The 26288-nt window shown below is 65.7% G+C and carries 24 protein-coding genes; 16 read left to right on the top strand and 8 right to left on the bottom strand.

Annotated elements, in window-relative coordinates:
• Positions 1 to 39: 39 nt before the first annotated feature.
• Both NJH59_RS18420 and NJH59_RS18415 read right to left on the bottom strand, forming a co-directional pair.
• Entirely contained in the window at positions 40 to 1242 is a 1203-nt protein-coding gene (locus tag NJH59_RS18420; RefSeq protein ID WP_253087150.1) for an amino acid aminotransferase, read from the bottom strand.
• 137 nt (positions 1243 to 1379) lie between these two features.
• Complete coding sequence (locus NJH59_RS18415) at positions 1380 to 2396, bottom strand: Ldh family oxidoreductase (RefSeq protein WP_054914582.1); 1017 nt, start codon at positions 2394 to 2396, stop codon at positions 1380 to 1382.
• Positions 2397 to 2544: 148 nt separating this feature from the next.
• Between NJH59_RS18415 and NJH59_RS18410 the strand changes: the two genes are divergently transcribed.
• The 6 genes from NJH59_RS18410 to NJH59_RS18385 all read left to right on the top strand — a co-directional run bounded on the left by NJH59_RS18410 (position 2545) and on the right by NJH59_RS18385 (position 7815).
• Complete coding sequence (locus NJH59_RS18410) at positions 2545 to 3414, top strand: MurR/RpiR family transcriptional regulator (RefSeq protein WP_043861429.1); 870 nt, start codon at positions 2545 to 2547, stop codon at positions 3412 to 3414.
• A 29-nt stretch (positions 3415 to 3443) separates the two neighbouring features.
• A complete protein-coding gene (locus tag NJH59_RS18405; RefSeq protein ID WP_253087149.1) occupies positions 3444 to 4202 on the top strand; it encodes a transporter substrate-binding domain-containing protein in 759 nt (252 codons plus the stop codon).
• A gap of 109 nt (positions 4203 to 4311) precedes the next feature.
• Positions 4312 to 5031: an ABC transporter permease subunit gene (locus NJH59_RS18400; protein WP_043861427.1), complete on the top strand. Its 720-nt coding sequence runs from the start codon at positions 4312 to 4314 to the stop codon at positions 5029 to 5031.
• Entirely contained in the window at positions 5028 to 5738 is a 711-nt protein-coding gene (locus tag NJH59_RS18395; RefSeq protein WP_253087148.1) for an ABC transporter permease subunit, read from the top strand. Before NJH59_RS18400 ends, NJH59_RS18395 begins: the two co-directional genes overlap by 4 nt.
• A gap of 24 nt (positions 5739 to 5762) precedes the next feature.
• The gene (locus tag NJH59_RS18390) at positions 5763 to 7007 is read left to right on the top strand and encodes an FAD-binding oxidoreductase (RefSeq protein ID WP_043861425.1); all 1245 of its coding nucleotides are present in this window, start codon (positions 5763 to 5765) and stop codon (positions 7005 to 7007) included.
• A gap of 19 nt (positions 7008 to 7026) precedes the next feature.
• Entirely contained in the window at positions 7027 to 7815 is a 789-nt protein-coding gene (locus tag NJH59_RS18385) for an amino acid ABC transporter ATP-binding protein (RefSeq protein WP_290445943.1), read from the top strand.
• Positions 7816 to 7914: 99 nt separating this feature from the next.
• On the opposite strand, the gene NJH59_RS18380 is transcribed toward NJH59_RS18385, so the two are convergent.
• Together NJH59_RS18380 and NJH59_RS18375 are read right to left on the bottom strand one after the other, a co-directional pair.
• On the bottom strand, positions 7915 to 8208 hold the full coding sequence (locus tag NJH59_RS18380) for a hypothetical protein (protein WP_058540134.1): 294 nt from the start codon (positions 8206 to 8208) through the stop codon (positions 7915 to 7917).
• Positions 8209 to 8366: 158 nt separating this feature from the next.
• The gene (locus NJH59_RS18375; RefSeq protein ID WP_253087147.1) at positions 8367 to 10097 is read right to left on the bottom strand and encodes a zinc finger-like domain-containing protein; all 1731 of its coding nucleotides are present in this window, start codon (positions 10095 to 10097) and stop codon (positions 8367 to 8369) included.
• 197 nt (positions 10098 to 10294) lie between these two features.
• On the opposite strand from NJH59_RS18375, the gene NJH59_RS18370 reads away from it, so the two are divergent.
• The 5 genes from NJH59_RS18370 to NJH59_RS18350 all read left to right on the top strand — a co-directional run bounded on the left by NJH59_RS18370 (position 10295) and on the right by NJH59_RS18350 (position 15019).
• Positions 10295 to 11086 carry a hypothetical protein gene (locus NJH59_RS18370; protein WP_253087163.1) on the top strand — a complete coding sequence of 264 codons (792 nt, stop codon included), beginning with the start codon at positions 10295 to 10297 and terminating at the stop codon, positions 11084 to 11086.
• 2 nt (positions 11087 to 11088) lie between these two features.
• The gene (locus NJH59_RS18365) at positions 11089 to 12729 is read left to right on the top strand and encodes a hypothetical protein (RefSeq protein WP_054914588.1); all 1641 of its coding nucleotides are present in this window, start codon (positions 11089 to 11091) and stop codon (positions 12727 to 12729) included.
• 37 nt (positions 12730 to 12766) lie between these two features.
• The gene (locus NJH59_RS18360; protein WP_058540130.1) at positions 12767 to 13405 is read left to right on the top strand and encodes a glycine zipper domain-containing protein; all 639 of its coding nucleotides are present in this window, start codon (positions 12767 to 12769) and stop codon (positions 13403 to 13405) included.
• Between the two features lie 30 nt (positions 13406 to 13435).
• A complete protein-coding gene (locus NJH59_RS18355) occupies positions 13436 to 13897 on the top strand; it encodes a hypothetical protein (RefSeq protein ID WP_253087146.1) in 462 nt (153 codons plus the stop codon).
• A gap of 306 nt (positions 13898 to 14203) precedes the next feature.
• Positions 14204 to 15019 (top strand): gamma-glutamyl-gamma-aminobutyrate hydrolase family protein, encoded by an 816-nt coding sequence (locus NJH59_RS18350; protein WP_043861344.1) that lies wholly within the window; start codon positions 14204 to 14206, stop codon positions 15017 to 15019.
• Between the two features lie 80 nt (positions 15020 to 15099).
• On the opposite strand, the gene NJH59_RS18345 is transcribed toward NJH59_RS18350, so the two are convergent.
• A complete protein-coding gene (locus tag NJH59_RS18345) occupies positions 15100 to 16017 on the bottom strand; it encodes a LysR family transcriptional regulator (protein ID WP_043861345.1) in 918 nt (305 codons plus the stop codon).
• A 112-nt stretch (positions 16018 to 16129) separates the two neighbouring features.
• On the opposite strand from NJH59_RS18345, the gene araD1 reads away from it, so the two are divergent.
• From araD1 to NJH59_RS18325, 4 genes are read left to right on the top strand one after another with little or no spacing between them, the layout of a single operon-like run.
• On the top strand, positions 16130 to 17128 hold the full coding sequence (araD1, locus tag NJH59_RS18340; RefSeq protein WP_253087145.1) for an AraD1 family protein: 999 nt from the start codon (positions 16130 to 16132) through the stop codon (positions 17126 to 17128).
• 57 nt (positions 17129 to 17185) lie between these two features.
• Positions 17186 to 18508, top strand: coding sequence for an MFS transporter (locus NJH59_RS18335; protein ID WP_054914592.1), 1323 nt, complete (start codon positions 17186 to 17188; stop codon positions 18506 to 18508).
• Positions 18509 to 18538: 30 nt separating this feature from the next.
• Positions 18539 to 20095, top strand: a complete 1557-nt coding sequence (locus tag NJH59_RS18330) for a UxaA family hydrolase (protein WP_054914593.1) — start codon at positions 18539 to 18541, stop codon at positions 20093 to 20095.
• 31 nt (positions 20096 to 20126) lie between these two features.
• Entirely contained in the window at positions 20127 to 21713 is a 1587-nt protein-coding gene (locus tag NJH59_RS18325) for an aldehyde dehydrogenase (NADP(+)) (RefSeq protein ID WP_253087144.1), read from the top strand.
• A gap of 67 nt (positions 21714 to 21780) precedes the next feature.
• Here the strand turns inward: NJH59_RS18325 and NJH59_RS25610 are convergent, their stop codons facing one another.
• Together NJH59_RS25610 and NJH59_RS18315 are read right to left on the bottom strand one after the other, a co-directional pair.
• On the bottom strand, positions 21781 to 23403 hold the full coding sequence (locus NJH59_RS25610; RefSeq protein WP_253087143.1) for an ankyrin repeat domain-containing protein: 1623 nt from the start codon (positions 23401 to 23403) through the stop codon (positions 21781 to 21783).
• A 34-nt stretch (positions 23404 to 23437) separates the two neighbouring features.
• Positions 23438 to 23767, bottom strand: coding sequence for a hypothetical protein (locus NJH59_RS18315; protein WP_043861351.1), 330 nt, complete (start codon positions 23765 to 23767; stop codon positions 23438 to 23440).
• A 319-nt stretch (positions 23768 to 24086) separates the two neighbouring features.
• Between NJH59_RS18315 and NJH59_RS18310 the strand changes: the two genes are divergently transcribed.
• Positions 24087 to 25160: an NAD(P)-dependent alcohol dehydrogenase gene (locus tag NJH59_RS18310; RefSeq protein WP_043861352.1), complete on the top strand. Its 1074-nt coding sequence runs from the start codon at positions 24087 to 24089 to the stop codon at positions 25158 to 25160.
• Positions 25161 to 25169: 9 nt separating this feature from the next.
• Here the strand turns inward: NJH59_RS18310 and NJH59_RS18305 are convergent, their stop codons facing one another.
• Entirely contained in the window at positions 25170 to 26192 is a 1023-nt protein-coding gene (locus tag NJH59_RS18305; protein ID WP_054914596.1) for a hypothetical protein, read from the bottom strand.
• Positions 26193 to 26288 lie beyond the last annotated feature (96 nt).

Below are 26288 nucleotides of genomic sequence, written 5' to 3'. Positions count from 1 at the left end.
ACTGTACGTGTGGGAGCGGGCTTGAGCCGCGACTGGCCGTTATGCGGTCTTGTGCACCGCCGCGAACGCTTCGGCCACCTGCTGCAGGTTGTCCGGGCGCACGCCCGACATGCACACCCGGCCGCTGTCGATCAGGTACACGCCGAACTCGTCACGCAGCCGGCGTACCTGCTCCACGCTGAAGCCGGTGTAGCTGAACATGCCGCGCTGGCTCAGGAAGAAGTCGAAGTTCTGACCCGGCAGCAGCACCGCCAGTGCATCCACCAGCGCCTGGCGCATGTCCAGGATACGCAGGCGCATCCCCTCCACTTCAGCCTGCCACTGGGCATTCAGGCCGGCATCGCCAAGCACCGTCGCAACCAGTTGCGCACCGAAGTTGGGCGGGCTGGAGTAGTTGCGACGCACGGTCGCCTTGAGCTGGCCCAGCACGCTCTGCGCGGTGGCGCTGTCGTCACAGACCACCGACAGGCCGCCAACCCGCTCGCCATACAGCGAGAAGATCTTGGAGAACGAGTTGCTGACCAGGCACGGCACGCCGGCGCGGGCAAACTCGCGAATGGCGTAGGCGTCGGCGTCCAGGCCTTCACCGAAGCCCTGGTAGGCGATGTCGAGGAACGGAATCAGCTCGCGCGCCTTGACCACCTCGATCACCTGCTGCCATTGCGCCTGGTTCAGGTCGACCCCGGTCGGGTTGTGGCAGCACGGGTGCAGCAGCACGATGCTGTTGGCCGGCAGGGTCTGCAGGGTGGCGACCATGCCGTCGAAGTCCAGGCCACGGGTGGCCGGGTCGAAGTACGGGTAGGTGTTGACCTTGAACCCGGCGCCTTCGAAGATCGCGCGGTGGTTGTCCCAGGTCGGGTCGCTGACCCATACCTGCGAGTCGGCGAAATAGCGCTTGAGGAAGTCGGCACCGACCTTCAGCGCACCCGAGCCGCCCACGGTCTGCACGGTGGCCACACGTGCGCCACCCACGGCCGGGTGATCGGCGCCGAACAGCAGCGCCTGGATCGCCTGGCGGTAGCTGCCCAGGCCTTCCATCGGCAGGTACAGCGAGGCTTCGTGGGGCTGGTCGGCCAGGCGTTTTTCCGCCTCGCCCACTGCCGCCAGCTGTGGCACCACACCGGCGGCGTCGTAATACAGGCCGATGCTCAGGTTGACCTTGTTGGCACGCGGATCGGCCTTGAAGGTCTCCATCAGGGAGAGAATCGGATCGCCGGCATAGGCATCGACATGTTTGAACACAGCGTGCAGCTCCTTGGGTCTGGGCAAATCGTGAAAGACGCTGCCGAGGATACCTGTAGCCGCCGATTTGTGACATGACCCTGGATGCAACTGATCAGTGCAGCTGCGCATGCATCCGCCGGCGAAAAGGCCGCGGGTCACCCCTTGGCCAACACCTGCAACTGCTCGAACTCCTGCGCCGTCACGCTCACCCCGTCCCGCGCCGACGCCTCGCGCTCACGCAAGCGCCGCTCGCCGGGCATGCGGGTCAGGCCTACCGCCTGCATCTGTTCCACCAGTTCACGGCTGCGCTCGGCAAAACGGCTGCCTTCGGCCTTGGTCGGGTCGATCACGATCACCAGTTGCCCGGTCCACGGGGTCTTGGCGCCCGGGTGCTGCGACCAGTCGAACTCGAACGAGAAGTTGCCGCCGGTCAGCGCCGCGGCCAGCAACTCGACCATCATCGACAGCGCCGAGCCCTTGTGCCCGCCAAAGGGCAGCAAGGCACCGCCGTCGAGAATCGCCTGCGGATCGCAGGTCGGCTGCCCGTCGCGGTCCACGCCCATGCCTTCGGGCAACCGCTCGCCCTTGCGCGCGGCAATCTGCACGTCACCATGGGCGATGGCGCTGGTGGCCATGTCGAACACGATCGGCGCATGCCCGGCACAGGGTGCGGCGAACGCGATGGGGTTGGTACCGAACAGTGGCTTGCGCGCGCCATGCGGCACCACGCAGGTCATGCTGTTGACCACGCTCAGGGCCACCAGGCCTTCTTCGGCAAAGGGCTCGACATCCGGCCACAGGGCCGCGAAGTGATGCGAGTTGTGTATCGCCAGCACCGCAATGCCGGCACTGCGGGCCTTTTCCACCAGCAGCGCCCGCGCCGCCTCGAGCGCCGGCTGGGCAAAACCGCCCCCGGCATCGACCCGTACGTAGCCGCTGGCCACGTCCTGCACCTGGGGCACCGCCGTGCCGTTGACCCAGCCACTGGCCAGGGTCGACACATAGGCGGGAATCCGGAATACCCCGTGGCTATGGGCGCCGTCGCGCTGGGCGCTGGCGCAGTTGGCGGCCAGCGTGCGGGCAACCGATTCGCTGGTGCCGTGGCGCACGAAAATCTGCTGCAACAGGCGCTCGAGATCGGCCTGGGGCAAGTGGTGAACAGCTGCGGACATCTGAAGCTCCCTTGTTGGAATTGGTATGGGCGACAGCAGTGAGCGATAGCGGACTTTCCTCCGATTGACAGCAAACTGTCAAATGTTGACTTGATGACAGAAAACATTCATTTTCTATTCCCAGCGCAACCGCCGTCGAGAATCGTCCGTGAGCCAACCGATCAAGCAACGCCTGGAAAACAGCCTGCAACATGCGGCGGCCTCGGGTCGCAAGATCGCCACGTACATGCTCGCCCATTTCACCGACCTGCCCTTCGAGACCTCGGCCAGCCTGGCGGCAAAAATCGGCGTCAGCGAATCGAGTGTCGGGCGTTTCTGCCGCTCGCTCGGCTACGAGCACCTCAAGGCCCTCAAGCACGATCTCAAGGACGACCTGGGCGATGGCCCATGGCTGGTCGGTGATCGGTTGCAAGAATTTCGCCAACAACAGGGCAAGGACGACATCGACCGCGCGCGCAGCCTCGAGCTGGAGGTCGCCGCCCTGGTGCGGGTCTACGAGTACAGCCGCACCGAGGCCTGGCACACCGTGGCCCGGCGCCTGGCCGAACGGCGCCGGGTATTCATTGCCGGGTTCCAGACCGAGCGCGGTATCGCCCAGTGCATGAGCCACCTGCTGCAATACCTGCGCGATGGCGTGCAGGTGGTGGACGGCAGCGCCGGGCACTTCGGCGAAGTGCTGCTCAGCGCCTCGCACGACTGCGCGCTGGTGGTGTTCGAGGCGCGCCGCTACTCGCGCCACGCCCTGGTGCTGTGTCGCAAGGCGCGCGAAGCGGGCATCCCGGTAACACTGGTTACCGACACCTTCTGTGACTGGGCCGATGCCAACGCCGACGAGGTGTTTCGCATCCCCACCGAATTCAATCTGTTCTGGGAGTCCACCGCGACGATGCTGTCGTGGGTACACCTGATGGTCAACGAGGTCTGCAAGAAGCTCGGGCCGGATGTTGAAAAACGCTTGGAAGCAACTGCCGCTCTACACAACGAATTCGTTGGCTACACGTCAACGAGCAAACAATAGCAAGAGTGCAATCAACCACGAGGTGTTTCATGAAACCCGTCCTCCGCTTTGCAGGCGCATGCGCGCTGCTGTTCGCCGGCATCACCTCGGCCCAGGCCGAAACCCTGAAGATCGCCACCGAAGGCGCCTACCCGCCGTTCAACTACGTCGACTCCAAGAACCAGCTGCACGGCTTTGACGTGGACATCGCCAAGGCCCTGTGCGAACAGATGAAGGTCGAGTGCACCGTGGTGGCCCAGGACTGGGAAGGCATCATCCCGGCGCTGATGGCCAAGAAGTACGACGCCGTGGTGGCCTCGATGATCAACACCGAAGAGCGCCGCAAGAAAATCGCCTTCACCAACCACTACTACAAGACGCCGCTGTCGGTCGCAGTGCCCAAGGACAGCGAGATCACCGACGCGCAGACCGACTTCAAGGGCTACACGGTGGGCGCGCAGTCCTCCTCCACCCAGGCGATCTACGCCGAAGACGTGTATGGCAAGGCCGGTGCCGACGTCAAGCTGTACCCGACCCTGGACGAAGCCAACGCGGACCTCGCCGCCGGGCGCCTGGACGGGGTGATTGCCGACAAGTTCCCGCTGCTCGAATGGCTGGGCAAGGCAGGCAAGGACTGCTGCAAGATCCTGGGTGACGTCAAGGGCACCACCGCCGATGCCTCTATCGCCGTGCGCAAGGAAGACGACGCGCTGCGCGAGCGCCTGAACAAGGCCCTGGACGAGATCGTCGCCAACGGGACTTACCAGAAGATCTCCAGCAAATACTTCGACTTCGATATCTACCAGTAAGACCGCATTCGCTGGCAAGCCAGCTCCCACAGGGTTTTGCGTCAACCGCGACCCTGTGGGAGCCGGCTTGCCGGCGAAGAGGCCCTGTTGTCTTGCCGAGGGTTCGCGCATGATCGAACAACTGTCCCTGTTATCCTTTGCCAGCGGTGGCTGGGGCCAGGCCCTGCTGGCCGGCGCCCTGGTGACCATTTCCCTGGCCCTGGCCTGCCTGCCCATCGGCCTGCCGCTGGGCCTGGGCGTGGCGCTGGCCGCCCGCTCGAAAAAACGCTTTCCGCGCGCCTGGGCCACCGTGTTCTCCACGGTATTTCGCGGCCTGCCCGAACTGCTCACGCTACTGATCATCTATTACGGCTGCCAGATCGCCGCGCAGAAGATCCTCACCGCCATGGGCTACGAGGGCGAGGTGATGATCAATACCTTCCTCGCCGCCATGATTGCCTTCAGCCTGGTGTTCGCCGCGTTTTCCAGTGAAATCTGGCTGGGCGCGTTCAAGACCATTCCCAAGGGCCAGTACGAGGCCTCGGCCGCGCTGGGCCTGAGCAAAACCACCACCTTCCGCAAGGTGGTGTTCCCGCAGCTGGTGCGCATCGCCCTGCCGGGCCTGTCGAACAACTGGCTGTCGCTGCTCAAGGACACCTCGCTGGTGTCGACCATCTCGCTGGTCGACCTGATGCGCCAGACCAACCTGGCCGTCAGCGTGACCAAGGAGCCGATGTTCTTCTACACCGTCGCCTGCCTGGGCTACCTGCTGTTCTCGGCGCTGTCGGGCCGGGTCTTCGCCTATATCGAACGCCACACCAGCCGTCACCTGCGGAGTGCACGCACATGAATCTCGATGCTCTGCTGGCGTTCTTCGTCGACCCCGACCTGCTCGAACGCTACGGCCCGCGCTTTATCGACGGGCTGCTGGTCACCGGCAAACTGGTGGCCATCTCCTTCACCCTGGGCGCCCTGCTGGGCCTGCTGCTGGCGCTGGCGCGGCTGTCGAACAACATGCTGCTGCAACGCCTGAGCGCCGGCTACATCTACTTCTTCCGGGGCTCGCCGCTGCTGGCGCAGCTGTTTCTGCTGTACTACGGGTTGGGCTCGCTCAAGAGCTTCTGGCAGGACGTCGGCATGTGGTGGTTCTTCCGCGAAGCCTGGTACTGCACCCTGCTGGCCTTCACCCTGAACACCGCCGCCTACCAGGCCGAGATCTTTCGCGGCAGCCTGATGGCCGTGGCCCCCGGGCAATACGAGGCGGCCAGGGCACTGAGCCTGAAGCGCTCGACCACCTTCTTCAAGGTGATCCTGCCGCAGTCGCTGATCGTGGCCATCGGCCCGCTGGGCAACGAGCTGATTCTGATGATCAAGGCCAGTGCAATCGCCTCGCTGGTGACCATCTACGACCTGATGGGCGTGACCAAGCTGGCCTTCTCGCGCAGTTTCGACTTCCAGATCTACCTGTGGGCCGCGGTGCTCTACCTGCTGATCGTGGAGATCGTGCGCCGCAGCCTCAAACACATAGAAGCCCGACTGGGCCGCCACCTGCGCTGAACCGTAGCCGTAGAGGATTTTTTCATGCATTGCCAAACCATCGTTCTGGGCGCCGGTATCGTCGGTGTTTCCACGGCCCTGCACCTGCAAGCACGCGGGCGCAAGGTGATCCTGATCGACCGTGACGAACCGGGCAGCGGCACCAGCCACGGCAATGCCGGCCTGATCGAGCGCTCCAGCGTGATCCCCTATGCCTTCCCGCGCGAGCTGTCCAAGCTGCTGCGCTACGGCCTCAACCGCCAGCCCGACGTGCGCTACAGCTTCAGCTACCTGCCCAAGGCCGCGCCCTGGTTGCTGCAGTACTGGAAGAACTCCGCCCCGGCGCCCCTGGCCGAGGCCACCCGCGCCATGCTGCCGCTGGTGCAGCGCTGCGTCGAGGAACACGACGCACTGATCGAGGCCGCCGAACTGGGCGCCATGGTGCAGGCCAAGGGCTGGATCGAGGTGTACCGCACCCAGCCTGCCCTGGCCCAGGCCGTGGCCGATGCCCAGGCGCTCAAGCCCTACGGCCTGCAGTTCGAGATTCTCGACAAGCAGCAACTGCACGAGCGCGAACCGGACCTGAGCGCCAACGCCGTGGGCGGCATCCACTGGCTCGACCCCAAGACCGTGAGCAACCCCGGCGGCCTCACCCGCGGTTACGCGGCGCTGTTCGTCAAGCGCGGCGGGCAGTTCATCCAGGGCGATGCGCGCACCCTGCGCCAGGTGGCCAGCGAATGGCAGGTCGACACCCGCCAGGGCCCGGTCACTGCACCGGAGGCGGTGATCGCGCTGGGCCCGCAGGCCGGCGAGCTGTTCCGCCCGCTGGGCTACGATATCCCGTTGGAGGTCAAGCGCGGCTATCACGTACATTTTCATGCCAAGGCCGGTGCTGCACTCAAGCATTCACTGTGCGACGTGCAGGGCGGCTTCGTGCTGGCACCGATGGCCCAGGGTATTCGCCTGACCACCGGCATCGAGTTCGCCGCCAGCGACGATGCGGCCAACGAGGTCCAGTTGCAGCGCTGCGAAGCCATCGCCCGCCAGCTGTTCCCGCTGGGCGAGCGCACCCAGGACGCGCCGTGGCTGGGCCGACGCCCCTGCCTGCCGGACATGCGCCCGGTGATCGGCCCGGCGCCGCGGCACAAGGGCCTGTGGTTCAACTTCGGCCACGCCCACCACGGCCTCACCCTGGGCCCGGTATGCGGGCGCCTGCTGGCAGAAATGATTACCGGCGAGAACACCTTTACCGACCCGACGCCCTATGGCGCCGACCGCTTCGAACACTGAGATCGCGGAGAACAACAACATGACCGCACCACTGAGCCTTGCCGCTGCACGCCCCGACACGCACCCCGACCCGCGCAAGGTCGTGGTGAGCATCGACGGGATGAACAAGTTCTATGGCGACTTTCACGTACTGCGCGACGTCGACCTCAAGGTGCGTGAAGGTGAGCGCATCGTGCTGTGTGGGCCGTCCGGCTCGGGCAAGTCGACCCTGATCCGCTGCATCAACCGCCTGGAGATCGCCGAAAAAGGCACCCTGCTGGTCAACGACACCGACCTGGCGCTGACCACGCGCCAGGCCGCCGAGGTGCGCAGCGAGATCGGCATGGTGTTCCAGCACTTCAACCTGTTCCCGCACATGAGCGTGCTCGACAACTGCACCCTGGCGCCGATGAGCGTGCGCGGCCTGTCGCGCAAGGAGGCCGAGGAGCGGGCACGGTTCTACCTGAACAAGGTGGGCATCGAGAGCCAGGCGGGCAAGTATCCCAGCCAGCTGTCGGGCGGGCAGCAGCAGCGCGTGGCAATCGCCCGGGCGCTGTGCATGAAGCCAAAGATCATGCTGTTCGACGAGCCGACCTCGGCACTGGACCCGGAGATGGTCGCCGAAGTGCTGGATGTGCTGGTCAAGCTTGCCGACACCGGCATGACCATGCTGTGTGTGACCCACGAAATGGGCTTTGCGCGACAGGTGGCCGAGCGCGTGTTGTTTCTGGACGGCGGGCAGATCATCGAGGATGCCCCGCCCGAGGCGTTCTTCAACAACCCGCAGAGTGATCGGGCCAAGGGCTTCCTGGCGCAGATTCTGCACTGAAGCCGCTGGCCTTTCGCGGGTCACGCCCGCTCCCACAGGGGCTCACGCCGGCCTTGTGGGAGCGGGTTTGCCCCGCGAAGAGCCCAACACGTACTACGCCTAGCGCGCCTGCATCTTCGACTTGATAAACCCGGCCACGAACGTCAGCACTGCGCCGCCGGCACCACCGCCGACGATGCTGCTGATGATCGCCGCCATGTCCAGCGACCCGCCAGCCCCCATGCCGGCCCCGGGCTCACCGGTGATCGCGGCCAGTATCTGGCCCACGATCACCCCGCCCACCCCGCCGAAGATCGAATTGAGCAACGGCCCCATGCTCTGCTTGCTCATGCCGGCGGCATTGCCGCCTACCACACCACTGATGACCTGAATGACCAGACTCACGATGTCCATGGCTATACCCCTGCGCAGCGCTGATTGAGTGACGGCTCAGCTGCGACTACGACTACAGGCACTACCGGCGGCATCGAGACGTCTCGATCCGATCAACGACAGCCAGCTGTTGCGGATACGCGAAGTATAGGACAGGTACACGCCCTGCCCTTGCCCCCTCACACGTCGAAGTTCATGCGCCGCAGCCGCGCATCGATGGCCGGCGCGTTGAGCGCGCGGTTGAACACCAGGGCCAGCAGCAGCGACAGCGGCACCAGCGTGGGCAAGGCCCCCAGCATGCCGACCAGCGCATTGGGCAGCATGTGCTGCAGGCGTGGCCCGTCCCGCAGCAGGGCGATCGGCGTGTCCGGGAACAACGCCAGCAGCGGCATCAGGCAGAAGGCCAGCACCACGGCGGCCAGCAGCCGATTGCCCGGGCCCTTGCCCATGAAGCGGTTCATGCGGTGCCACAGCATGTCCTTGAACAGCCAGGTGCACAGCAGCCCCACGCCCACCAGCATCACCCCGTTGATCGGGCTGGTGAACGGCAGCACCAGGTAATGCTTGAACATGGCCCACACCGTGGCCGGGCCATCGGCCCTGAACAGCACCTGCGGCCCGCCGAATTTCACCTCCAGAAGCTTGCCCGCGCTGAAAAAGAACAGCACCAGCATCAGCAGGCTCAGCCGCCAGAAGTAACCCAGCGCGCGGCGCAGCACCAGCCTGGGCTCCAACTTGCTGCGCAGGGCCGTCTGCTGGTCCGAGGCGTTCTTGCGCAACGCGAAGAAGCGATTGGCCTGCTCGGGGCTGACCGTGCCGTTTTTCACGTCCGACAGCTGGCTGACGTAATTCACGTGTCCAGACTCCTCGATCATGCGCCGGGCCACCGAACGCTCGCTGGCCAGGGCCACCTGTTCGATGTCTGCCGGGTTTTCCAACTGCTCGATCACCCTGTCGAAGTAGCTGGCGGCCAGCCCGTCATCGAACACCACATGCCGGTAGCGGCCAAACATGTTGCAACGGATGCTGCGCCGTCCGGCACGCACCTGGGCCTGGCTGTAATAGCAGGTGCCGTCCACGCTCAGTACCAGGTCGCCCTTCTCGGGTGTGTTGTCCGGGTAATAGGGCGCGGCGAACCCTTCGGCAGCCCGCTCGATGGTTTCGGGCTCATCCCCCCACTCGTCGACGTAAGGCTTGAGCCAGGTATCGTTGGACTTCAGGTGCACCGAATTGCCGACCGCCTTGGCCGACACCTCCAGGGTGTAGCGGGTGCAGATGAACTTGTCGCCCAAACAGCCGCCGCAGGTCACCTGCCCCCCCATGCAGCCGCACGCCACAGAGCCGCCCACACAACTGGGGCAGTTGTCGCCGCCTGCGCCCATGCAGTAGGCACAACTGCCACTGCCGGTGCGGCCGGAGCCGCCACAGCCCCAGCACTGCGTGCGGCCCTTGCCGCTGCAACTGCTGCATCTTAGCTTGCAACTGCCGTTGCACACGGTGCAGCGCTGCTTGCCGTAACCGCTGCAGGTGCCGCAGGTATGGCTGGTGTAGAGCGGGTCCAGGGCAAACAGCTTCACCTGCTGGCTGCGCAGAAAATGCGCGGGATTGCTGCCCAGCCCCTTGAGCACACGGTTCTTGTAATGCGCCGCGCCCCTGCCCAGCAGCACTTGACGCTGCTCGGCCATCGACTGCTCGAGCTGGTGTTCGCTCACCGAATTGATCCGCAGCCCCACCGAAGCCGACTCGCGGCGCACTTCGGTCACCAGGCTCCAGCGCCGGCTCACGCTCACCGCGCGCCCCTTGTCCTCGACCTGCTGCACGGTCAGCTCGAGATCGGAGGTGTCATAGCCGCACCCCTGCAGGCGGCTGCGCAGTGCTTGCTCCACGGTGCGGGTGAATGCCTGGGTCATCGTCTACTCCGTCTCAATGCGCGCGTCCTGTTTTCGCCTGCTGGCGTAACGCCACAGAATGCCACGCCGCCCCTGGCGTGCGCTACGCGTCACGTTTCGGTTGTCAGCAATTCTTGTAGGAAACTGCCCAATATGTAGCCCTGTGCTACCATCCCGCGCAGCGGGTCACGCGCGCCATCAGTACAGGGAAGCACTCTTTGAAACACCACACCCCCTCACGTTTCAGCGCACTCGCCCTGGCCTGCTGGCTAATGGCCGGGCTCGCCTTCCAGGCATCCGGCGCGCTGGCCGACCAGTTGATCGGCACCCACCCCTCGGCTGCCGGCCCGATCAACCACATGGAAACCCCGCAGGGGCACGCCTACCTCACGCTGCCCCAGCGCAAGCTGCAATTGCAGCTGCCAGCGCAGTGGCGCGAAACCAATGTGGAGGGCACCTACGACCTGCAGGGCGAAACCGCCGTGGTGCTCAGCTACCGCACGCCGCAATGCGACTCGCAAAGCGCGCTGGTGGTGTTGTCCGGCACCTCGGCGTGGGGGCCTTACCGCCTGGGCGGCTGTTCCGACATGCTGGCCTTGCAGCGCGCCGAAGACGGCAAAAGCCTGGTGGCGATGCAGCTCAACGGCACGCAGTCGGCGGCCTGGACCTACTCGTCGCTCGACCGGCAGTTCCGCGGCCCGCTGCGGGTCGACCTGCCGAACCTGCTCAAGGGCCTGGCCAAGGCGACACCAGCCCCTGCCAGGGCCGCAGCGCCACGCCCTGCACCCGTCCAGCACGCCGTGGCCCCGACGCCCCCGCCGCAACCCAGGCCCGCGCCCGCAGTGGCCAGGGTCGAAGCCAAACCGCCAACGCCTGCCCCGGCAGCAGCGCCATCGGCCGCGCCGCAGGTCACGCCCCAGGTCGCCACTGAAGTGGTCGGCCGCGCCAAAACCGCGGCGCCGGCCCAGCGCCGGGTGACGCTCGACCTGACCTCCGAGCTGGAACACTAGCCGTGAACAGCCGCCTGTCGCCCGACCTGACGGGCCGGCCATGGCGCGGGTGGCTGCGCCGGCCTGTCGTGGCACGTGCGTCAACGCCCCGCCAGCAGCAACGCTTCGTGGCCCGCCTGATGCTGGGGCTGACGCTGTGTTACCTGCTCGTCGAGATGGGCTTCAACGCACGCCTGCTGGATGTGGTGGGCGGGCTGGCCAGCCCCGCGCAGGTCGAGTCGATCGAAGTCTACGGGCGCCTGATCGCCGGCACCGCCGTGGCCCTGCTGGGCCTGGGCTGGGTACTGAAAAAGGCCTGCAGCCAGTACTGGAGCCTGGGCCGCACGCTGGCCTGGTCTGCGCTGACGGTGGGCAGCTGCCTGCTGGTGGTGTTTTATGCGCAGCTGGCCCTGATCAACCACCTGGTCGCCACCTCCACCCCGCAGGAGCGTGCCCGCGCCGTGCTGGGCGTGCCCATCAGCTACCTGTTGGTGCATCGCGAGTTCGGCCTGAAGGGGCTGGAGCTGGGCACCGACGACTACAAGCGCCCCGAGGGCAAGACCCTGCTGGCCACCCTGCCGATCCTGCTGCAGTCGGTCGATCGCCTCGAAGAGCGAGTGCGCCAGCAGGGCCTGGCCTTCTTCGAACTGTTCGCCGAAACCCGCCGCGGCCCGCTGGCCGACAACTACCAGCGTTACCGCGAGGCCCTGGCCGAGCTGGACGAGCTGTACGGCAACTACCGCCAGGGCAGCCAGCGCTACCTGGACGCCACCAGCCCGGCCGCCATCGCCCGGCATCAGCAACAGGCCTGGGACGATTACGTACAGACCCTCAAGCAGCGCAATCGCCGCCTGACCCCAGGCAACGTGCCGCGCCGACACTGGCCGCAGGTGCGCCGCATGCTGGATGACAAGGGCATTCAGGTGAGTGACAACTGGCAACCCGGCGACCGCGCCGGCTTCAACCTGGCCGTGGCCAAGCGCGTGCAGGGCCATGCCAGCGGCGCCTACGGCACCGAGCTGTTCAAGCATATCCAGGGCGACTGGATCAAACCCGGCCTGTCGCGCCAGGGGTTCTTCGCCGACCCGGCGATCCAGCAGCGCTGGCGTAGCGCGCTGTACCTGCCCGACAGCCTGTCACTCAAGCCCGACTGGTCGCTCGACGCCTATGAACAGGCGATCTACCGCCCGACCCTGCGCCTGGATGCCCAGCAACTGCTCGAAGAACGCCTGGTCGAGCCGGCCCGCTATGGCGAGCGCAACGACAAGGCCGACATCGGCCGCGACAGCTACCGCGCCCTGATCGTGCCGATGATCGCCCTGCTGTTCTCGTTGCTGGGGGCCTTCACCCACCTGTTCAAGTGCACCCTGTTCGCCCTGCGCGCCGTGCGCCCGGTGCCGCGCCGCGCCTACTGGGGTGCGCTGGCGGTGTACGCGGTGGTGGTGCTGGCGCTGCCGATGCCGTTCAGCAACAAGGTCACCGAACAGCCGCTGTTTCTCACCCTCAAGCAGCGAGGCGCCAGCACCCTGGGCGCCATGGGCTGGGTGATCGCCCACGGTGCGCAGTGGACCGCCCAGGTGCAGCCGCTGTTCTACCCGCTCAACGAAGCGATACGCCTGCACCTGCTGCAAGGCCTGAGCTACGGCTACCACGACAACGATTGATGACAGCGCCCCGCCACGGCCTGAAAGGAGCCCCACCTTGACCCGCTCGACCACCCTTACCCTTGTACTACTGGCTGGCAGCGTGCTGCTCGGCGGCTGCCAGAACTCGCAGATGGGCAGCACCGCACTGGGCGGTGCTGCCGGCTGCCTGGGCGGCGCGATCATTGCGGTCGGCACCGGCGGCAAGCCCGGTGTGGGCTGCGCCATTGGTGCCGCGCTGGGCGCCCCCAGTGGCTACTACATCGGCCGCCAGAAAGACCTGCAGCAGGCCCGGCAGGTGCAGGCCGACATCGAGCGCCAGTCTGCCGACGTAGCCGCCGTGCAGGTCAGTACCCGCCAGGTCGCGGTGCCGGCCGACGAGCGCAATGCGGTGGGCGCCGCCAGCATCGATGCCGTCGACTCCATGCAGGTGAACGTACCCCAGGCCCTGGTCAACAAGCGCGACAAGCGCCTCAAGGAGCCCCTGGGCCGCGTCGGCAGCTACGTGTCCGGTGCCCGCAGCAAGGCCAATGTGGTGGTCACCACCCGCAGCAAGGGCGACTTCAACTACATCGTCAGAACCATCAAGAGCGGCTACAACGGCAAGGTCGCCACCGACAAGGTCACCTACCAGTACCGCGAGCAGACCCGCGGCACCCAGTCGGCGATTCAGGTCATGCACGACGCCCAGGCTTAAGCCTTCCAACTCCAGTGGAGAACAGCAAGCATGCAGGATTTCAAGATTCAACGCCCCGACCCGGATGGCCGCGCAAAGCCGCAGAGCAAGCCGCAAAGCCAACCGCAGCAGCCCGACAGCACCGACCACACGGCCTACTACAAGCCCCGCCACCGCCAGGCGCAGCAGAACCAGAGCACCTACACCCGCAGCAGCGACAACGGCCCGATGCTGGTCTACGTGCTGTACCTCATCAGCCTGCTGGTGGTGGTCACCGCGCCTGCCGGGCTGGTCTACGCCTACCAGAGCCGCGCTGGCGCCAATGACCTGGATCGCAGCCACTACACCTTCCAGATCCGCATGTTCTGGATCGGCCTGTTGCTGCTGGGGGTGGGCGTCATCGGCATACCCTTCGTGTTCGGCTGGTTCGTGCTGGTCGGCTGGGCTGTCTGGCTGCTGTATGCAATCACCATCGGCATGCGGCGCTGGCGCAAGGGCCAGCCGGCCAGCTGAGGCCTGGTTGCCTACGCCGAAAGTCGTACGTTAAATATAATGAACTACCAAGCACGCTAACAATTGACATTAATCCTTATAAAACAAGGTATTGGGTTGTATTCCTAGAAACAACATAATGAAATTAGCCTGCCACAGGGTAAAGCCGTTTGACATATTTAACGGCTCTGGCAAGCTATGTCACAGGTTTCGACCGGGAGTCGTCCTTCCAGGCGCTCTCGGCAGTGCTCGAAACCTCAGGTAGCGTCAGCGGTTCCCGATGCGCCTGCACAACAATGACAGGCCGAGCCTGTCCCAAGGTGACATATGCCCAACAGCAACATTGGCAATAAGAATCAGACCCTGCGCAAGCCTGTCGTGCTCATGACCATGGGTGCCCAGGAACGCAAGGGCCATGCCTACCAGGTAATGACCCACAAATACATCCAACCCCTAGTCGACCATGCCGGATGCGTGCCGGTTCTGGTTCCGACCTGCTGCGGTACCGAAGACCTCGAGCAGTACCTGGACATGGCCGACGGCGTGTACCTGACCGGTGCCGGCAGCAACATCGACCCGGCGCTGTATGGCCAGGAGAACGAAACCCCGGGCAAGGCCCAGGACCGCGACCGCGACCTGTTCGACCTGCCGCTGGTGCAACTGGCCATCGCCCGTGGCCTGCCGATCTTCGGTATCTGCCGCGGCATGCAGGAAATCAACGTGGCACTGGGCGGCGACATCTACCAGAAGGTCTATGCCGAGCCAGGCTTCAACGATCACCGGGAGAACCCCGACGATCCGGTTGATGTGCAGTACAGCCAGGTTCACAGCGTGCGCCTGGAGGCCGGCAGCTGGCTGCGCGAACTGCTGCAGAGCGATGAAATCCGCGTCAACTCGCTGCATGGCCAGGGCCTGAAGACCCTGGGTGAAGGCCTCGAGCCACTGGCACGTGCCGAAGACGGGCTGGTGGAAGCGATCCATGCACCAAGCCTGTCGCCGTTCCTGTTCGCGGTGCAATGGCACCCGGAATGGCAGGCGGCGCAGAACCCGGACTCGGTGAAGATGTTCGAAGCCTTCGGCCAGGCCTGCCGCCAGCAGGCAGCCAAAGGTCAGGCGGCAAAGAAGGTCGGCTCTACGGCCTGATTCGCGCCAACCGCTTCGCCGGCAAGGCCGGCTCCTGCCGCAGGAGCCGGCCTTGCCGGCGACGGGCCCGGCCTGTCACCTCACACCCCCAGCGCCTCGATCAGCAACTGCGCCGGCACCGGCAGTTCCACCCCCTTGCGCGTGACCACCTCATAGGGCTCGCTGCGCGAGTTCAATTCCAGCGGCAGTTGCGCCAGCATCCCATGCTCGAGCGCGATCCTGGCCGAGTCCCACGGCATCACCGCCACCAGCCCACGGTCCTGCAACAGCAACGTGAGCGTGGTAAAAGTTGATGAAGTTTCAATGGGATACAGTGGAAAGCTCAAACCCGCCTCACGAAATTCACGCTCCAGCGTCAAGCGCATCGGCATGTTCACCGGGAACACCACCCAGCGTGAATCGGCCAACGCCTCGAGCCTCAACTCGGCACACCCCACCAGCGGGTGCTGCAGATTGGCCACCACCACCAACTGCTCCTGATGCCTGGCCCGGCTCACATAGGCGCCCGGTCGCGGGCTCACGCTGGTTCGGCAGATCACCACATCCAGACGGCCCTGATCGAGCAAGCTGAGCAGGCGGTCGCTGGTGTCCTCGACGATCGATACCGACAGGTCCGGCTGGCTCTCGCGCAGACGCGCCAGGCCCTCCACCAGCATCGGTACCGCCCCCATGATCGACCCCACCGACAGCCGCCCGCCGTGGCCCTGCAGAATACCGATCATCTCTTCGCGCAGGTGCGCCAGGTCGGTATTGATAAGGCGCGCATAACGCACCACGCAGCGCCCCAGGTCATTGGCCTCCAGCCCCTTGCTGGTGCGCTCGAACAGCACCGCGCCCAGGGTCGATTCGATTTCATTGAGGGCCTTGGTCGCGCCCGGCTGGGTAATCGACAGGGCCTGGGCGGCCTTGTGGATCGAGCCCAGCTCGTCGAGGCTGATCAGCAGGCGCAACTGGCGCATGCGCAGGCGCGAAGCCATGGTAGTCAGGGGTGGCAGCATAGGTGATTACTTTTGGTTATCCCTCGGTCAACAGCTGTCATTAGGCAGCAAAGCCACGCAAATTTAAAGTGTCGGACAACAGCCCTCCCCACAAGAACAATCAGGAGTCAGCATGCGTCTGATCCAATTCGAAACCCCTGCAGCCGCGCGTCACGTCGGCGTCATCGAAGGCGACCTGATCCAGGTGGTACGCAATACCCGCACCATGCGTGAACTGGCCCTGGCCGCGATTCGCAACGCCCGCAGCCTGTGCGACGAAGTGCTCGCCCGCGGCCTGGACGCCACCGCCCACAGTTACGCCCAGGCCCTGGCCGACTGCCGGGTGCTGCCGCCGCTGGACCACGACGACCCCGCCCACTGCCTGATCAGCGGCACCGGCCTGACCCACCTGGGCAGCGCCTCGACCCGCGACAAGATGCACCAGCAGAAAATCGACGACAGCACCGCCCTGACCGACACCGCCCGCATCTTCCAGTGGGGCATCGAAGGCGGCCGCCCGCCCTCCGGCACCGCCGGTGTGCAGCCGGAATGGTTCTACAAGGGCGACGGCTCGATCGTGGTACGCCCCGGCCAGCCGTTCCAGAGCCCCGCCTTTGCCGAAGACAGCGGCGAAGAGCCCGAACTGGCCGGCCTGTACGTGATCGGCGATGACGGTCAGCCCTACCGGGTAGGCTTCGCCATCGGCAACGAGTTCTCCGACCATGCGATGGAGCGGCGCAACTACCTGTACCTGGCCCACTCCAAGCTGCGCAACTGCTCCTACGGCCCCGAGTTGCGGGTCGGCGAGCTGCCCGCTCACCTGGGCGGCGTCAGCCGTATCCACCGCGGTGATAACCTGCTGTGGGAAAAGGAATTCCTCAGCGGCGAGGACAACATGTGCCATTCGCTGGAGAACCTGGAGTACCACCACTTCAAGTACACCCAGTTCCTGCGTCCGGGCGATGTGCACGTGCACTTCTTCGGCACCGCGACCCTGTCGTTCGCCGACCAGGTCAAGGCCGCGCCCGGCGACGTGTTCGAAATCAGCCTGCCCGAGTTCGGCGCCCCGCTGCGCAATGGCATCAGCGTGACGCCTTCGGCCATCTCACCCGGCGAGGTGAAAGCGCTCTGAACCGCAGGCGGCGCCCCGCGCGCCGCCGCGGCATTTCATAACAACCATAAGAGTGAGATGAGCATGAAAGACACCTCCTTGCAGGCCGCCCCGGCACCTGCCTTGGCTGCCACCGATGCCCAGCGGCCCACCACCGTGCGCTGGCGCATCTTCCTGATCCTGCTGTTGCTGGCCGCGATCAACTACATCGACCGCGCCTCGCTGTCGGTGGCGCTGCCGCTGATCTCGGCGGAATTCGAACTGACCCCGGCCATGGAAGGCCTGATTCTCAGCGCGTTCTTCTGGTCGTACGCACTGATGCAGATCCCCAGCGGCATGCTGCTGGACCGTTTCCAGGTGCGCAACATCATCGGCGCCGCCACCATCGGCTGGGGCGCCTTCCAGGCACTGGCCGGCGGCGCGCACAACTGGATCACCCTGCTGATCACCCGCGTCGGCCTGGGTGTGGCCGAATCGCCGATCATGCCGGCCGGGGCCAAGCTCAACGGCGCCTGGCTGACCCCCAACGAGCGTGGGCGTGGCGCCACCCTGGTGGACGGCGGCGCGCCGCTGGGCACCGCATTCGGCGCGATCATCATCGCCGGCCTGATCACCTGGTTCGACTCCTGGCGCATCGCCTTCGTGATCGCCGGGGTGGGCACCATCGTGGTCGGCATCTGGGCCTGGTGGTACATCCGCAACCACCCTTGCGAGCACCCCAAGGTCAACGCCGCCGAGCTGGACTACATCAACCAGGCCAACGCGGTGGCCAGCGACGGCAACGGGCGCAAGGCGATCCTCAAGGAGTTGCTCAAGAGCCGCTCGGTACTGGCCATGTTCGCCGGCTATGCCTGCTACAACAGCGTGTTCTACGGCCTGCTGACCTGGATGCCGAGCTACCTGCACCAGGCCCACAACCTGGACATCAAGGCCATGGGCGGCGCCACCTTCCTGATCTTCATGTGCGGCTTCGTCGGCGAGCTGATCGGCGGCTGGATCGCCGACAAGTGGAAAGCCAGCGGCGGCCAGCCCAACACCGTGATGCGCAGCATGTTCGCAGGCTCCGCCGCCGTGGCTGCCCTGTGCATCCTGCTGGTGGCCTACACCCCGGATGCCGCGCGGGTCATCGCCCTGCTGTGCGTCGCGCTGTTCTTCATCCGCTGGTGCGGCATGTACTGGTGCCTGCCGGCGATCCTGGGCGGCAAGTCCAAGGCCGGCATCCTGGGCGGCAGCATGAACTTCTGCGGCAACATGGTCGGCGTACTGGTGCCGATCCTGATCGGCCTGATCGTGCAGTTCACCGGCTCCTACTTCCTGGCCCTGATCTTCTTCGTGGTCATGGCCTTCGGCCTGATGCTGTTCTCCGGCCTGATCGACTATCGCGAGCGCGGCCTGGCGTAAGCCCGGCCCACGCCTCTGGAGATGACTGAGATGCAACTCATTACAACAACAGGCAGCGACAGCGCCGCCAACGCCGTGATCCGCCTCAACCCGCTGGACGACGTGCTGATCGCCCGCCAGCCCCTGCCAAAGGGCCTGCACCTGCAGGCCGAGCACATCGAGGTGCTGCAGGCCATCCCGGCCGGGCACAAGGTGGCGGTGCGCGCCATTGCCCCCGGCCAGCCGCTGCGCCGCTACGGGCAGATCATCGGCTTTGCCAGCCAGCCCATCGCCGCCGGCGAGCATGTGCACGTGCACAACCTGGCCATGGGCGACTTTGCCCGCGACTACGCCTTCGGCGTGGACGCCAGGGGCACACCGGCCAGCACCGACGATACCTTCATGGGCATCGTGCGCGCCGACGGCCGGGTGGCCACGCGCAACTACATCGGCATCCTCACCTCGGTGAACTGCTCGGCCACCGTGGCACGCGCCATCGCCGACCATTTTCGCCGCGACATCCACCCCGAGGCGCTCGCGCCCTACCCCAACGTGGACGGCGTGGTGGCCCTGACCCACGGCGTGGGCTGCGCGGTCGACCCTGGCGGCGAGGCGCTGGCGATGCTGCAGCGCACCCTGGGCGGGTACGCGGTGCATGCCAACTTCGCCTCGGTGCTGATGATCGGCCTGGGCTGCGAGACCAACCAGATCCCCGACCTGCTGGCCGCCCAGGGCCTGAACAGCAGCCACACCCTGCGCACCTTCACCATCCAGGGCACCGGCGGCACCACGCGCACCATTGCCAGCGGCATCGCCCAGGTCAAGTCGCTGCTGGCCGAAGCCGATCAGGTACGTCGCGAGCCGGTCAGCGTCAGGCACCTGACCGTCGGCCTGCAATGTGGCGGCTCCGACGGCTATTCGGGCATCACCGCCAACCCGGCACTGGGCAATGCGGTGGATCGCCTGGTGGCGGCCGGTGGCACCGCGATACTGTCCGAAACCCCGGAAATCTACGGCGCCGAGCACCTGCTCACGCGCCGTGCGGTCAGCCGCGAAGTGGGCGAAAAGCTGATCGCGCGCATCCACTGGTGGGAAGCCTACTGCGAGCGCATGGGCGCCGAACTGAACAACAACCCCTCGGCCGGCAACAAGGCCGGCGGGCTCACCACCATTCTCGAAAAATCCCTGGGCGCCGTGGCCAAGGCCGGCTCCAGCGACCTGATGGACGTCTACGAATACGCCGAACCGGTGCGTGCCCACGGCCTGGTGTTCATGGACACCCCCGGCTACGACCCGATATCGGCCACCGGCCAGGTCGCCGGCGGCGCTAACCTGATCGCCTTCACCACCGGGCGCGGGTCGGCCTACGGCTGCGCACCGTCGCCCTCGATCAAGCTGGCCACCAACACCCGCCTGTGGGAAACCCAGGAAGACGACATGGACGTGAACTGCGGCGGCATCGCCGACGCCAGCACCACCATCGAGGAACGCGGCGAACACATCTACCGCCTGATGCTGCGCATTGCCTCGGGCGAGCGCAGCAAGAGCGAACAACATGGCTACGGCCAGAACGAATTCGTGCCCTGGCAGATCGGCGCCATCACCTGAGCCCCTGCCCTCAACCGACAAGGACCCCGCAATGACCTCTGTTCTCGGCCACAACTACATCGCCGGCCAGCGCAGCGCTGCCGGCACCACCGTACTGCAGAGCCTGGATGCGAGCACCGGCGAAGCGCTGGCGTGCACCTTCATCCAGGCCACTGCCGAAGAAGTGGACGCCGCCGCCAAGGCTGCCGCCAGCGCCTACCCGCAGTTCCGTACGCTGCCTGCGACGCGGCGCGCCGAATTTCTCGATGCCATCGCCGACGAGCTGGACGGCCTGGGCGATGACTTCATCGCCACGGTATGCCGCGAAACCGCCCTGCCCGCTGCACGCATCTCGGGCGAACGCGGGCGCACCAGCGGGCAGCTGCGCCTGTTCGCCAACGTGCTGCGCCGTGGCGACTTCCACGGGGCACGCATCGACCGCGCGCTGCCAGAGCGCCAGCCACTGCCGCGCCCGGACCTGCGCCAGTACCGTATCGGCCTGGGGCCGGTGGCGGTGTTCGGCGCCAGCAACTTTCCGCTGGCCTTCTCCACGGCCGGCGGCGATACCGCCTCGGCGCTGGCCGCCGGCTGCCCGGTGGTGTTCAAGGCTCACAGCGGGCACATGGCCACCGCCGAATGGGTGGCCGATGCGATCCTGCGCGCTGCGCAGCGCACCGGCATGCCGGCGGGGGTATTCAACATGATCTATGGCGCAGGCGTGGGAGAATGGCTGGTGCGCCACCCGGCGATCCAGGCGGTGGGCTTCACCGGCTCGCTCAAGGGCGGCAACGCCCTGTGCAAAATGGCCGCCGAGCGCCCGCAGCCGATCCCGGTGTTCGCCGAGATGTCGAGCATCAACCCCGTCATCCTGCTGCCACAGGCGCTGCAGGTGCGTGGGGCGGCCATCGCCCGCGAGCTGACCGGTTCGGTGACCCTGGGCTGCGGGCAGTTCTGCACCAACCCCGGCCTGATCATCGGCGTGCGCTCGCCGGCGTTCAGTGACTTTGTGCACGCCTTCGTCGCACAGATGGCCGAACAGCCTGCACAGACCATGCTCAATGCCGGGGCACTGGCCAGTTATGCCAAGGGGCTGGAGCACCTGCACCGCCATCCTGGCCTCACGCACCTGGCAGGGGCCGCGCAGAACGGGCGCCAGGCGCAACCCCAGCTGTTCAAGGCCGATGTGAACTTGTTGCTGCAAGGTGATGATTTGCTTCAGGAAGAAGTGTTCGGCCCAGCCACCATCGTTATCGAGGTAGAGGACGATGCGCAGCTGGCGCTGGCATTGCAAGGGCTGCGCGGACAACTGACCGCCACCCTGATCGGCGAGCAGGCCGAGTTGCTCGAATACCGCTGGCTGGGTGAGTTGCTGGTGGAAAAGGTCGGGCGGGTTCTGCTCAATGGCTATCCGACGGGGGTCGAGGTGTGCGATGCGATGGTGCATGGCGGACCGTACCCGGCCACGTCCGATGCCCGGGGCACCTCGGTGGGTTCACTGGCGATCGACCGGTTCCTGCGCCCGGTGTGCTTGCAGAACTACCCCGATGCACTGCTGCCCGAAGCGTTGCAGAATGCCAATCCGCTGGGAATCCAGCGGCTGGTCGATGGCGTCATGAGCCGCGAGGCTGTCGGCGCCTGATGCGGGCGCCTTCGCCGGCAAGGCCGGCTCCTGCACCTGCAGGGGCCAGCCTTCCCGGCGACTGGGGTCAACCCTTGTTGGCAGCCAGGCTGTCAACCAGCATTGCGCTCTGCGCATCGCTGGCTTCGATCATCAGCTGCTTCAGGCTCTTGTCGAAGCCCGGGAACGGCGCTTCGAAGTTGAACGTGGACTTGCCCAGCAGCCCGCCCACGTACTGGATACGCGCCGCGTCCCAGCTCACCTGCTTCTGACGGCCCAGGCGCGGGTCGCGCAGGAACACCAGTTGCACCGGGGTAACGCCCGAATAGTCCGCCTTGTCCAGATCGGCACCGGCCGCGATCAGCGCATTGGCCACGGTCTTGTCACGCTGCGTGATGCAGTAGTGCAAGGCAGTCTGGCCCGCGTAGTTCACCGCGTTGATGTCCTGGCTGGCGATCAGGCGCTGGCCCAGTTCCGGGCGCTCCTTGGTCAGGCTGTTGCTCTTGCACAGCTCGTGCAGCGGCGTGTTGCCGAACAGGTTGGCCGTCTTGGCATTGGACAAGGCCAGCAGCTGGTCGAAGTGCGCGTCCGAGCAATCGCGCCACGCGTTCTTCAGGCACATCATCAGCCGGGTATTGCCCTCTGCGGTGGTCTTGAGCGGGTCGGCGCCCAGGCTCACCAGCATGTCGTAGGCATTCTCGGCCACATAGTGGACCGGCAGCTCGGCTTCGGCGACCAGCGGCTTGTTCAGGTCGATGTCAGAGGCCTGCAGCAGGTACTTGAGCGACTCCACATCGGCCACGTAGCCGTCACGGGTAGACTTGCCGGCCAGCGCTTCCTTGAGCTTGTAGTGGTTGGGCGGCACGTCCTGGTACGGCACCAGCACCTGTACATCCAGCTCGCGGTAGATCACGGTCTTGCCGGTGTCCTGCCCCGCCGCGTAGGTTTCGCGTTTTTCGACGGTCTTTTCCGGCCAGTCGGGCGAGGCGAAGTACTGGATCGAATCGCCATCGCGCTGGCCATCCTTGTAGGCAGTGACCTTACGCAGACGGTAGGTGCCGTCGTCGAGCAGCACGAACTCCTCCTGCAGGCCCTCCAGCTTGCCCTGGTTGTAGTGCTTGCGCTCCTGCACCTGGCCGGTCGGGTAGAAGGTTTCCTGCACGCCATCGAGCTGGCCGCTGCCGTCCTTGTCATAGTTGGCGACCACGGCCGGCACCTGCTCGCCATTGACCACGCGCCAGGCCGATTGGGCCAGGGTGCGACCGTTCTGCTTGCTGCCCTCTTCGTGCACCGTGACCTGTTCGCGGGTCTGCAGGCCGCTGGCGCAGTCGAACTGGCTATCGGTCTGCTTCTTGCCGGTGATGACGATGCGCTGCTGCGGCTTTTTCTCGCCGCCGCTGCAATACACGGTCGTGGTGCCGGTCAGCTGGCCGTCATCCAGTTGCGCCTCGATGGCCACCGAGCCGTCGGCATTGTGGGTAACCCAGTCGCCCTGGACCTTGCCGTTCTTGACCTTGAACTCGGAGATCAGCGTGTCGCCTTCCTTCCAGATGATGGTGCCGGACACCGGCTCCTTGGTCTTCTTGTCCACATAGATGGCAGTGGGCTTGCCCTTGCTGCCCTTGGAGGTGGTGACCTCGTCCCACTGGTAACTCGACCCGCAGCCAGCCAGCAACGCGGCAATGCCTGATACAGCCAGTACTTTTTTCACAGAACGTCCTTGGAGTTGAATGTGGCGTGGGGAGTTACTTGATGCGGGTCAGGGTCATGCTGACCAGCTCACCGCCGTCCAGCACCACCAGGCGGTTACCGTTGTCTTCGACGCGCGCGTTCATCACCGCGGTGCCGTTCTTGTCGCGGGCGACGACGGTGTCACCGTCACGCTTCCACTCGTCGATCTCGTACTTGTCGCCCAGCAGGGTGATGTAGTCCTCGTCCAGCTCTGCGGTACCCACGTTGCTCTTGAAGCCCATCACGCTGGCCTGCACGTTGAACTTGCCTTCGATGGCATCGCTGCCGCAGCCGGCCAGGGCGGCGAACAGCGAGGTGAGCACCAGCGTCTTGATGATTTTCATTAACCGAGTCCTTAGCACGTATCTGTCTTGTGGGTTGCACGCTGGCACTTTCATATCAACCTGCCAGCATGAGCAACCTATGACCCTGTCCTACAATTTAAGTTCACTTCATAAACAACTTTAGATTATTTACCTAACTATCTGTTTTAGAACGAAAGATCATGATAATAGCCTGGGAACCCGATGATTTGTTTCCTACGCAGATGAGCCCCGCCATGGCCTATGCTCATCAGCTTGACCCGGATCAACAGCCCGCCGCCGGTGCAGGCGCACCCTGCCCCATGAAGTTGCGCGTGTACCCCCTTGAGGAGAAACGACCATGGCCCGCATGAAAGCTGCAATCTTTGTCGAGAAGAACCGCATCGTGCTCGATGAAAAACCGATCCCCGAGGTCGGCCCCTCGGACGCCCTGATCCGCATCACCACCACCACCCTGTGCGGCACCGACGTGCATATCCTGCGCGGCGAGTACCCGGTGGAAAAGGGCCTGACCATCGGCCATGAACCGGTCGGCATCATCGAAAAGCTCGGCGCCCAGGTTAAGGGCTTCACCGAGGGCCAGCGCGTCATCGCCGGCGCCATCACCCCCAGCGGCCACAGCTATGCCTGCCTGTGTGGCTGTTCGTCCCAGGACGGCCCCGGCACGCCGCACGGTTTCAAGCCGGCCGGCGGCTGGAAGTTCGGCAACACCATCGACGGCTGCCAGGCCGAATACGTGCTGGTGCCGGACGCCATGGCCAACCTCTCGCCGATCCCGGACGGGCTGAGTGACGAACAGGTACTGATGTGCCCCGACATCATGTCTACCGGGTTCTCCGGGGCCGAGCGCGGCGGCGTGCGTATCGGCGACACGGTGGCAGTGTTCGCCCTGGGGCCAATCGGCCTGTGCGCGGTGGCCGGGGCCAAGCTGATGGGCGCCACCACCATCATCGGCGTCGACACCGTGCCCGCGCGTCTTTCGGTAGCCCGCCAGCTGGGCGCCACCCATGTGGTGGACTTCAAGCAGGGCAACGTGGTGGACCAGATCATGGCCCTCACCCACGGCCGTGGCGTAGACGTGAGCATCGAGGCGCTGGGCACCCAGTCGACCTTCGAGTCGGCGCTGCGCATCCTGCGCCCGGGCGGCACGCTGTCGAGCCTGGGGGTGTATTCCTCCGACCTGACCATCCCGCTGTCGGCCTTTGGCGCCGGGCTTGGTGACTACAGCATCGTCAGCACCCTGTGCCCCGGCGGCAAGGAGCGCATGCGCCGCCTGATGGAGGTGGTGGCCAGCGGTAGCGTCGACCTCAAGCCGCTGGTGACCCACCGCTACAAGCTCGACGACATCGAGGCGGCCTACGAACTGTTCGCGCACCAGCGCGACGGCGTGATGAAAGTCGCGATCACTCCATGAGCACCGCCATCAGGGCTGCATCGCCGGCAAGCCGCTGCTGAGCACCAGGCTGTCGCGGATCTGCCCCGACAGCGCATTGACCCCCGCCATCACCCCGGTGGCGGGGTTCTGCATCAGGCCCTGCCATTCCTCGTTGAGCGCCACATTGAGGATCACCCGCAGCTGCTCGACCATGGCCGGGCGCTCGCTTTCGTGCATCATCGCGCCGATGCCCGCCGAGGCCACCGAGATCAGCGCCCCCACCGCCTTGCCCACCGCAGCCGCCACCGCGCTGGCCGCGCCGCGCGGCACCAGCGTTGCTTCGAGCTGGGCGCTGGCGCGCTTGGCCACCGACGACAAGCCCGTGTCGGACGGCGCCTGGCCTGCCGCCACCGCAGCCTTCTGGATCTGCTCGTTCAACGCCAGGTAGGCCGGCAGGCTCAGCAGTGGCTGGGCCGTGATCAGCTGATGCACCGAGGCGTCGCGTGCGGCCGGCGGGCCGAGGGCGATGGCGGGAATGCGGTTCAGGTGCAGGGCGAACTGGTCGGGGGCGGCGCGGTAGCGCTGGCCGATACCTTGCAGCTGCTGGCCGAGCAGTTGCACGTACAGTTGGGTGGCGCGCTCGCGGATCAGCTGCGGGTTGATTTCCCTGGCCACCGGCTCCAGCACCCGTTCGCGGTACTGCTCCTGCAGGTAGAGCGCCAGGCGGTCCTCGCCGGGCGCGGTCTGCTGGTTCTTGCTGACCTTGTACCAGGCCACCTTGAGGGTCAGCCACTGCTGGGTCCAGTAACCGGTGAACCACGGAATGAAGTCCGCCTCGGTACGCGCGTGCACTGCGTCTTTCCATACCTTCATGGAGCGTCGCGCATAGTCCTGGGCGGAACGGCTGGCGCCCTCGGAGGCGTCGATGATGTCCCAGTCGACACGTTGCCAGGCGGCCTGGGACAGCACCACCGGGGGTTGCGGCGCTGGTGTCGGCCGGGACCGGGCGCAACCGCCGATGGCCAGCAACAGTGCAAGGGTGCACAGGGCGAGCAGGATGCGCTGGTTCAAGGTCGGCCCCCCGGTGCAGTGAAGCGCTTGCCTGGAGTATAGCGAGCGGCGCGGGAACCACGGCTGGCCTTGGTCGGCGCTGCTCGGTACCCTGTC

Origin of the sequence: Pseudomonas sp. VE 267-6A, assembly GCF_024126555.1 — a bacterium.
GTDB lineage: Bacteria > Pseudomonadota > Gammaproteobacteria > Pseudomonadales > Pseudomonadaceae > Aquipseudomonas > Aquipseudomonas palmensis.
This window is presented reverse-complemented; position numbering and strand designations above follow the sequence as displayed.

Bases quoted from the DNA above. Each gene is read 5' to 3' on its own strand.
- araD1 (WP_253087145.1), top strand. From the start codon at position 16,130: ATGCGTCTGATCCAATTCGAAACCCCTGCAGCCGCGCGTCACGTCGGC.
- NJH59_RS18315 (WP_043861351.1), bottom strand. From the start codon at position 23,767: ATGAAAATCATCAAGACGCTGGTGCTCACCTCGCTGTTCGCCGCCCTG.
- NJH59_RS18390 (WP_043861425.1), top strand. From the start codon at position 5,763: ATGCATTGCCAAACCATCGTTCTGGGCGCCGGTATCGTCGGTGTTTCC.
- NJH59_RS18415 (WP_054914582.1), bottom strand. From the start codon at position 2,396: ATGTCCGCAGCTGTTCACCACTTGCCCCAGGCCGATCTCGAGCGCCTG.
- NJH59_RS18395 (WP_253087148.1), top strand. From the start codon at position 5,028: ATGAATCTCGATGCTCTGCTGGCGTTCTTCGTCGACCCCGACCTGCTC.
- NJH59_RS18325 (WP_253087144.1), top strand. From the start codon at position 20,127: ATGACCTCTGTTCTCGGCCACAACTACATCGCCGGCCAGCGCAGCGCT.
- NJH59_RS18380 (WP_058540134.1), bottom strand. From the start codon at position 8,208: ATGGACATCGTGAGTCTGGTCATTCAGGTCATCAGTGGTGTGGTAGGC.
- NJH59_RS18355 (WP_253087146.1), top strand. From the start codon at position 13,436: ATGCAGGATTTCAAGATTCAACGCCCCGACCCGGATGGCCGCGCAAAG.
- NJH59_RS18310 (WP_043861352.1), top strand. From the start codon at position 24,087: ATGGCCCGCATGAAAGCTGCAATCTTTGTCGAGAAGAACCGCATCGTG.
- NJH59_RS18400 (WP_043861427.1), top strand. From the start codon at position 4,312: ATGATCGAACAACTGTCCCTGTTATCCTTTGCCAGCGGTGGCTGGGGC.
- NJH59_RS18350 (WP_043861344.1), top strand. From the start codon at position 14,204: ATGCCCAACAGCAACATTGGCAATAAGAATCAGACCCTGCGCAAGCCT.
- NJH59_RS18345 (WP_043861345.1), bottom strand. From the start codon at position 16,017: ATGCTGCCACCCCTGACTACCATGGCTTCGCGCCTGCGCATGCGCCAG.
- NJH59_RS18335 (WP_054914592.1), top strand. From the start codon at position 17,186: ATGAGCATGAAAGACACCTCCTTGCAGGCCGCCCCGGCACCTGCCTTG.
- NJH59_RS18375 (WP_253087147.1), bottom strand. From the start codon at position 10,097: ATGACCCAGGCATTCACCCGCACCGTGGAGCAAGCACTGCGCAGCCGC.
- NJH59_RS18385 (WP_290445943.1), top strand. From the start codon at position 7,027: ATGACCGCACCACTGAGCCTTGCCGCTGCACGCCCCGACACGCACCCC.
- NJH59_RS18405 (WP_253087149.1), top strand. From the start codon at position 3,444: ATGAAACCCGTCCTCCGCTTTGCAGGCGCATGCGCGCTGCTGTTCGCC.
- NJH59_RS18330 (WP_054914593.1), top strand. From the start codon at position 18,539: ATGCAACTCATTACAACAACAGGCAGCGACAGCGCCGCCAACGCCGTG.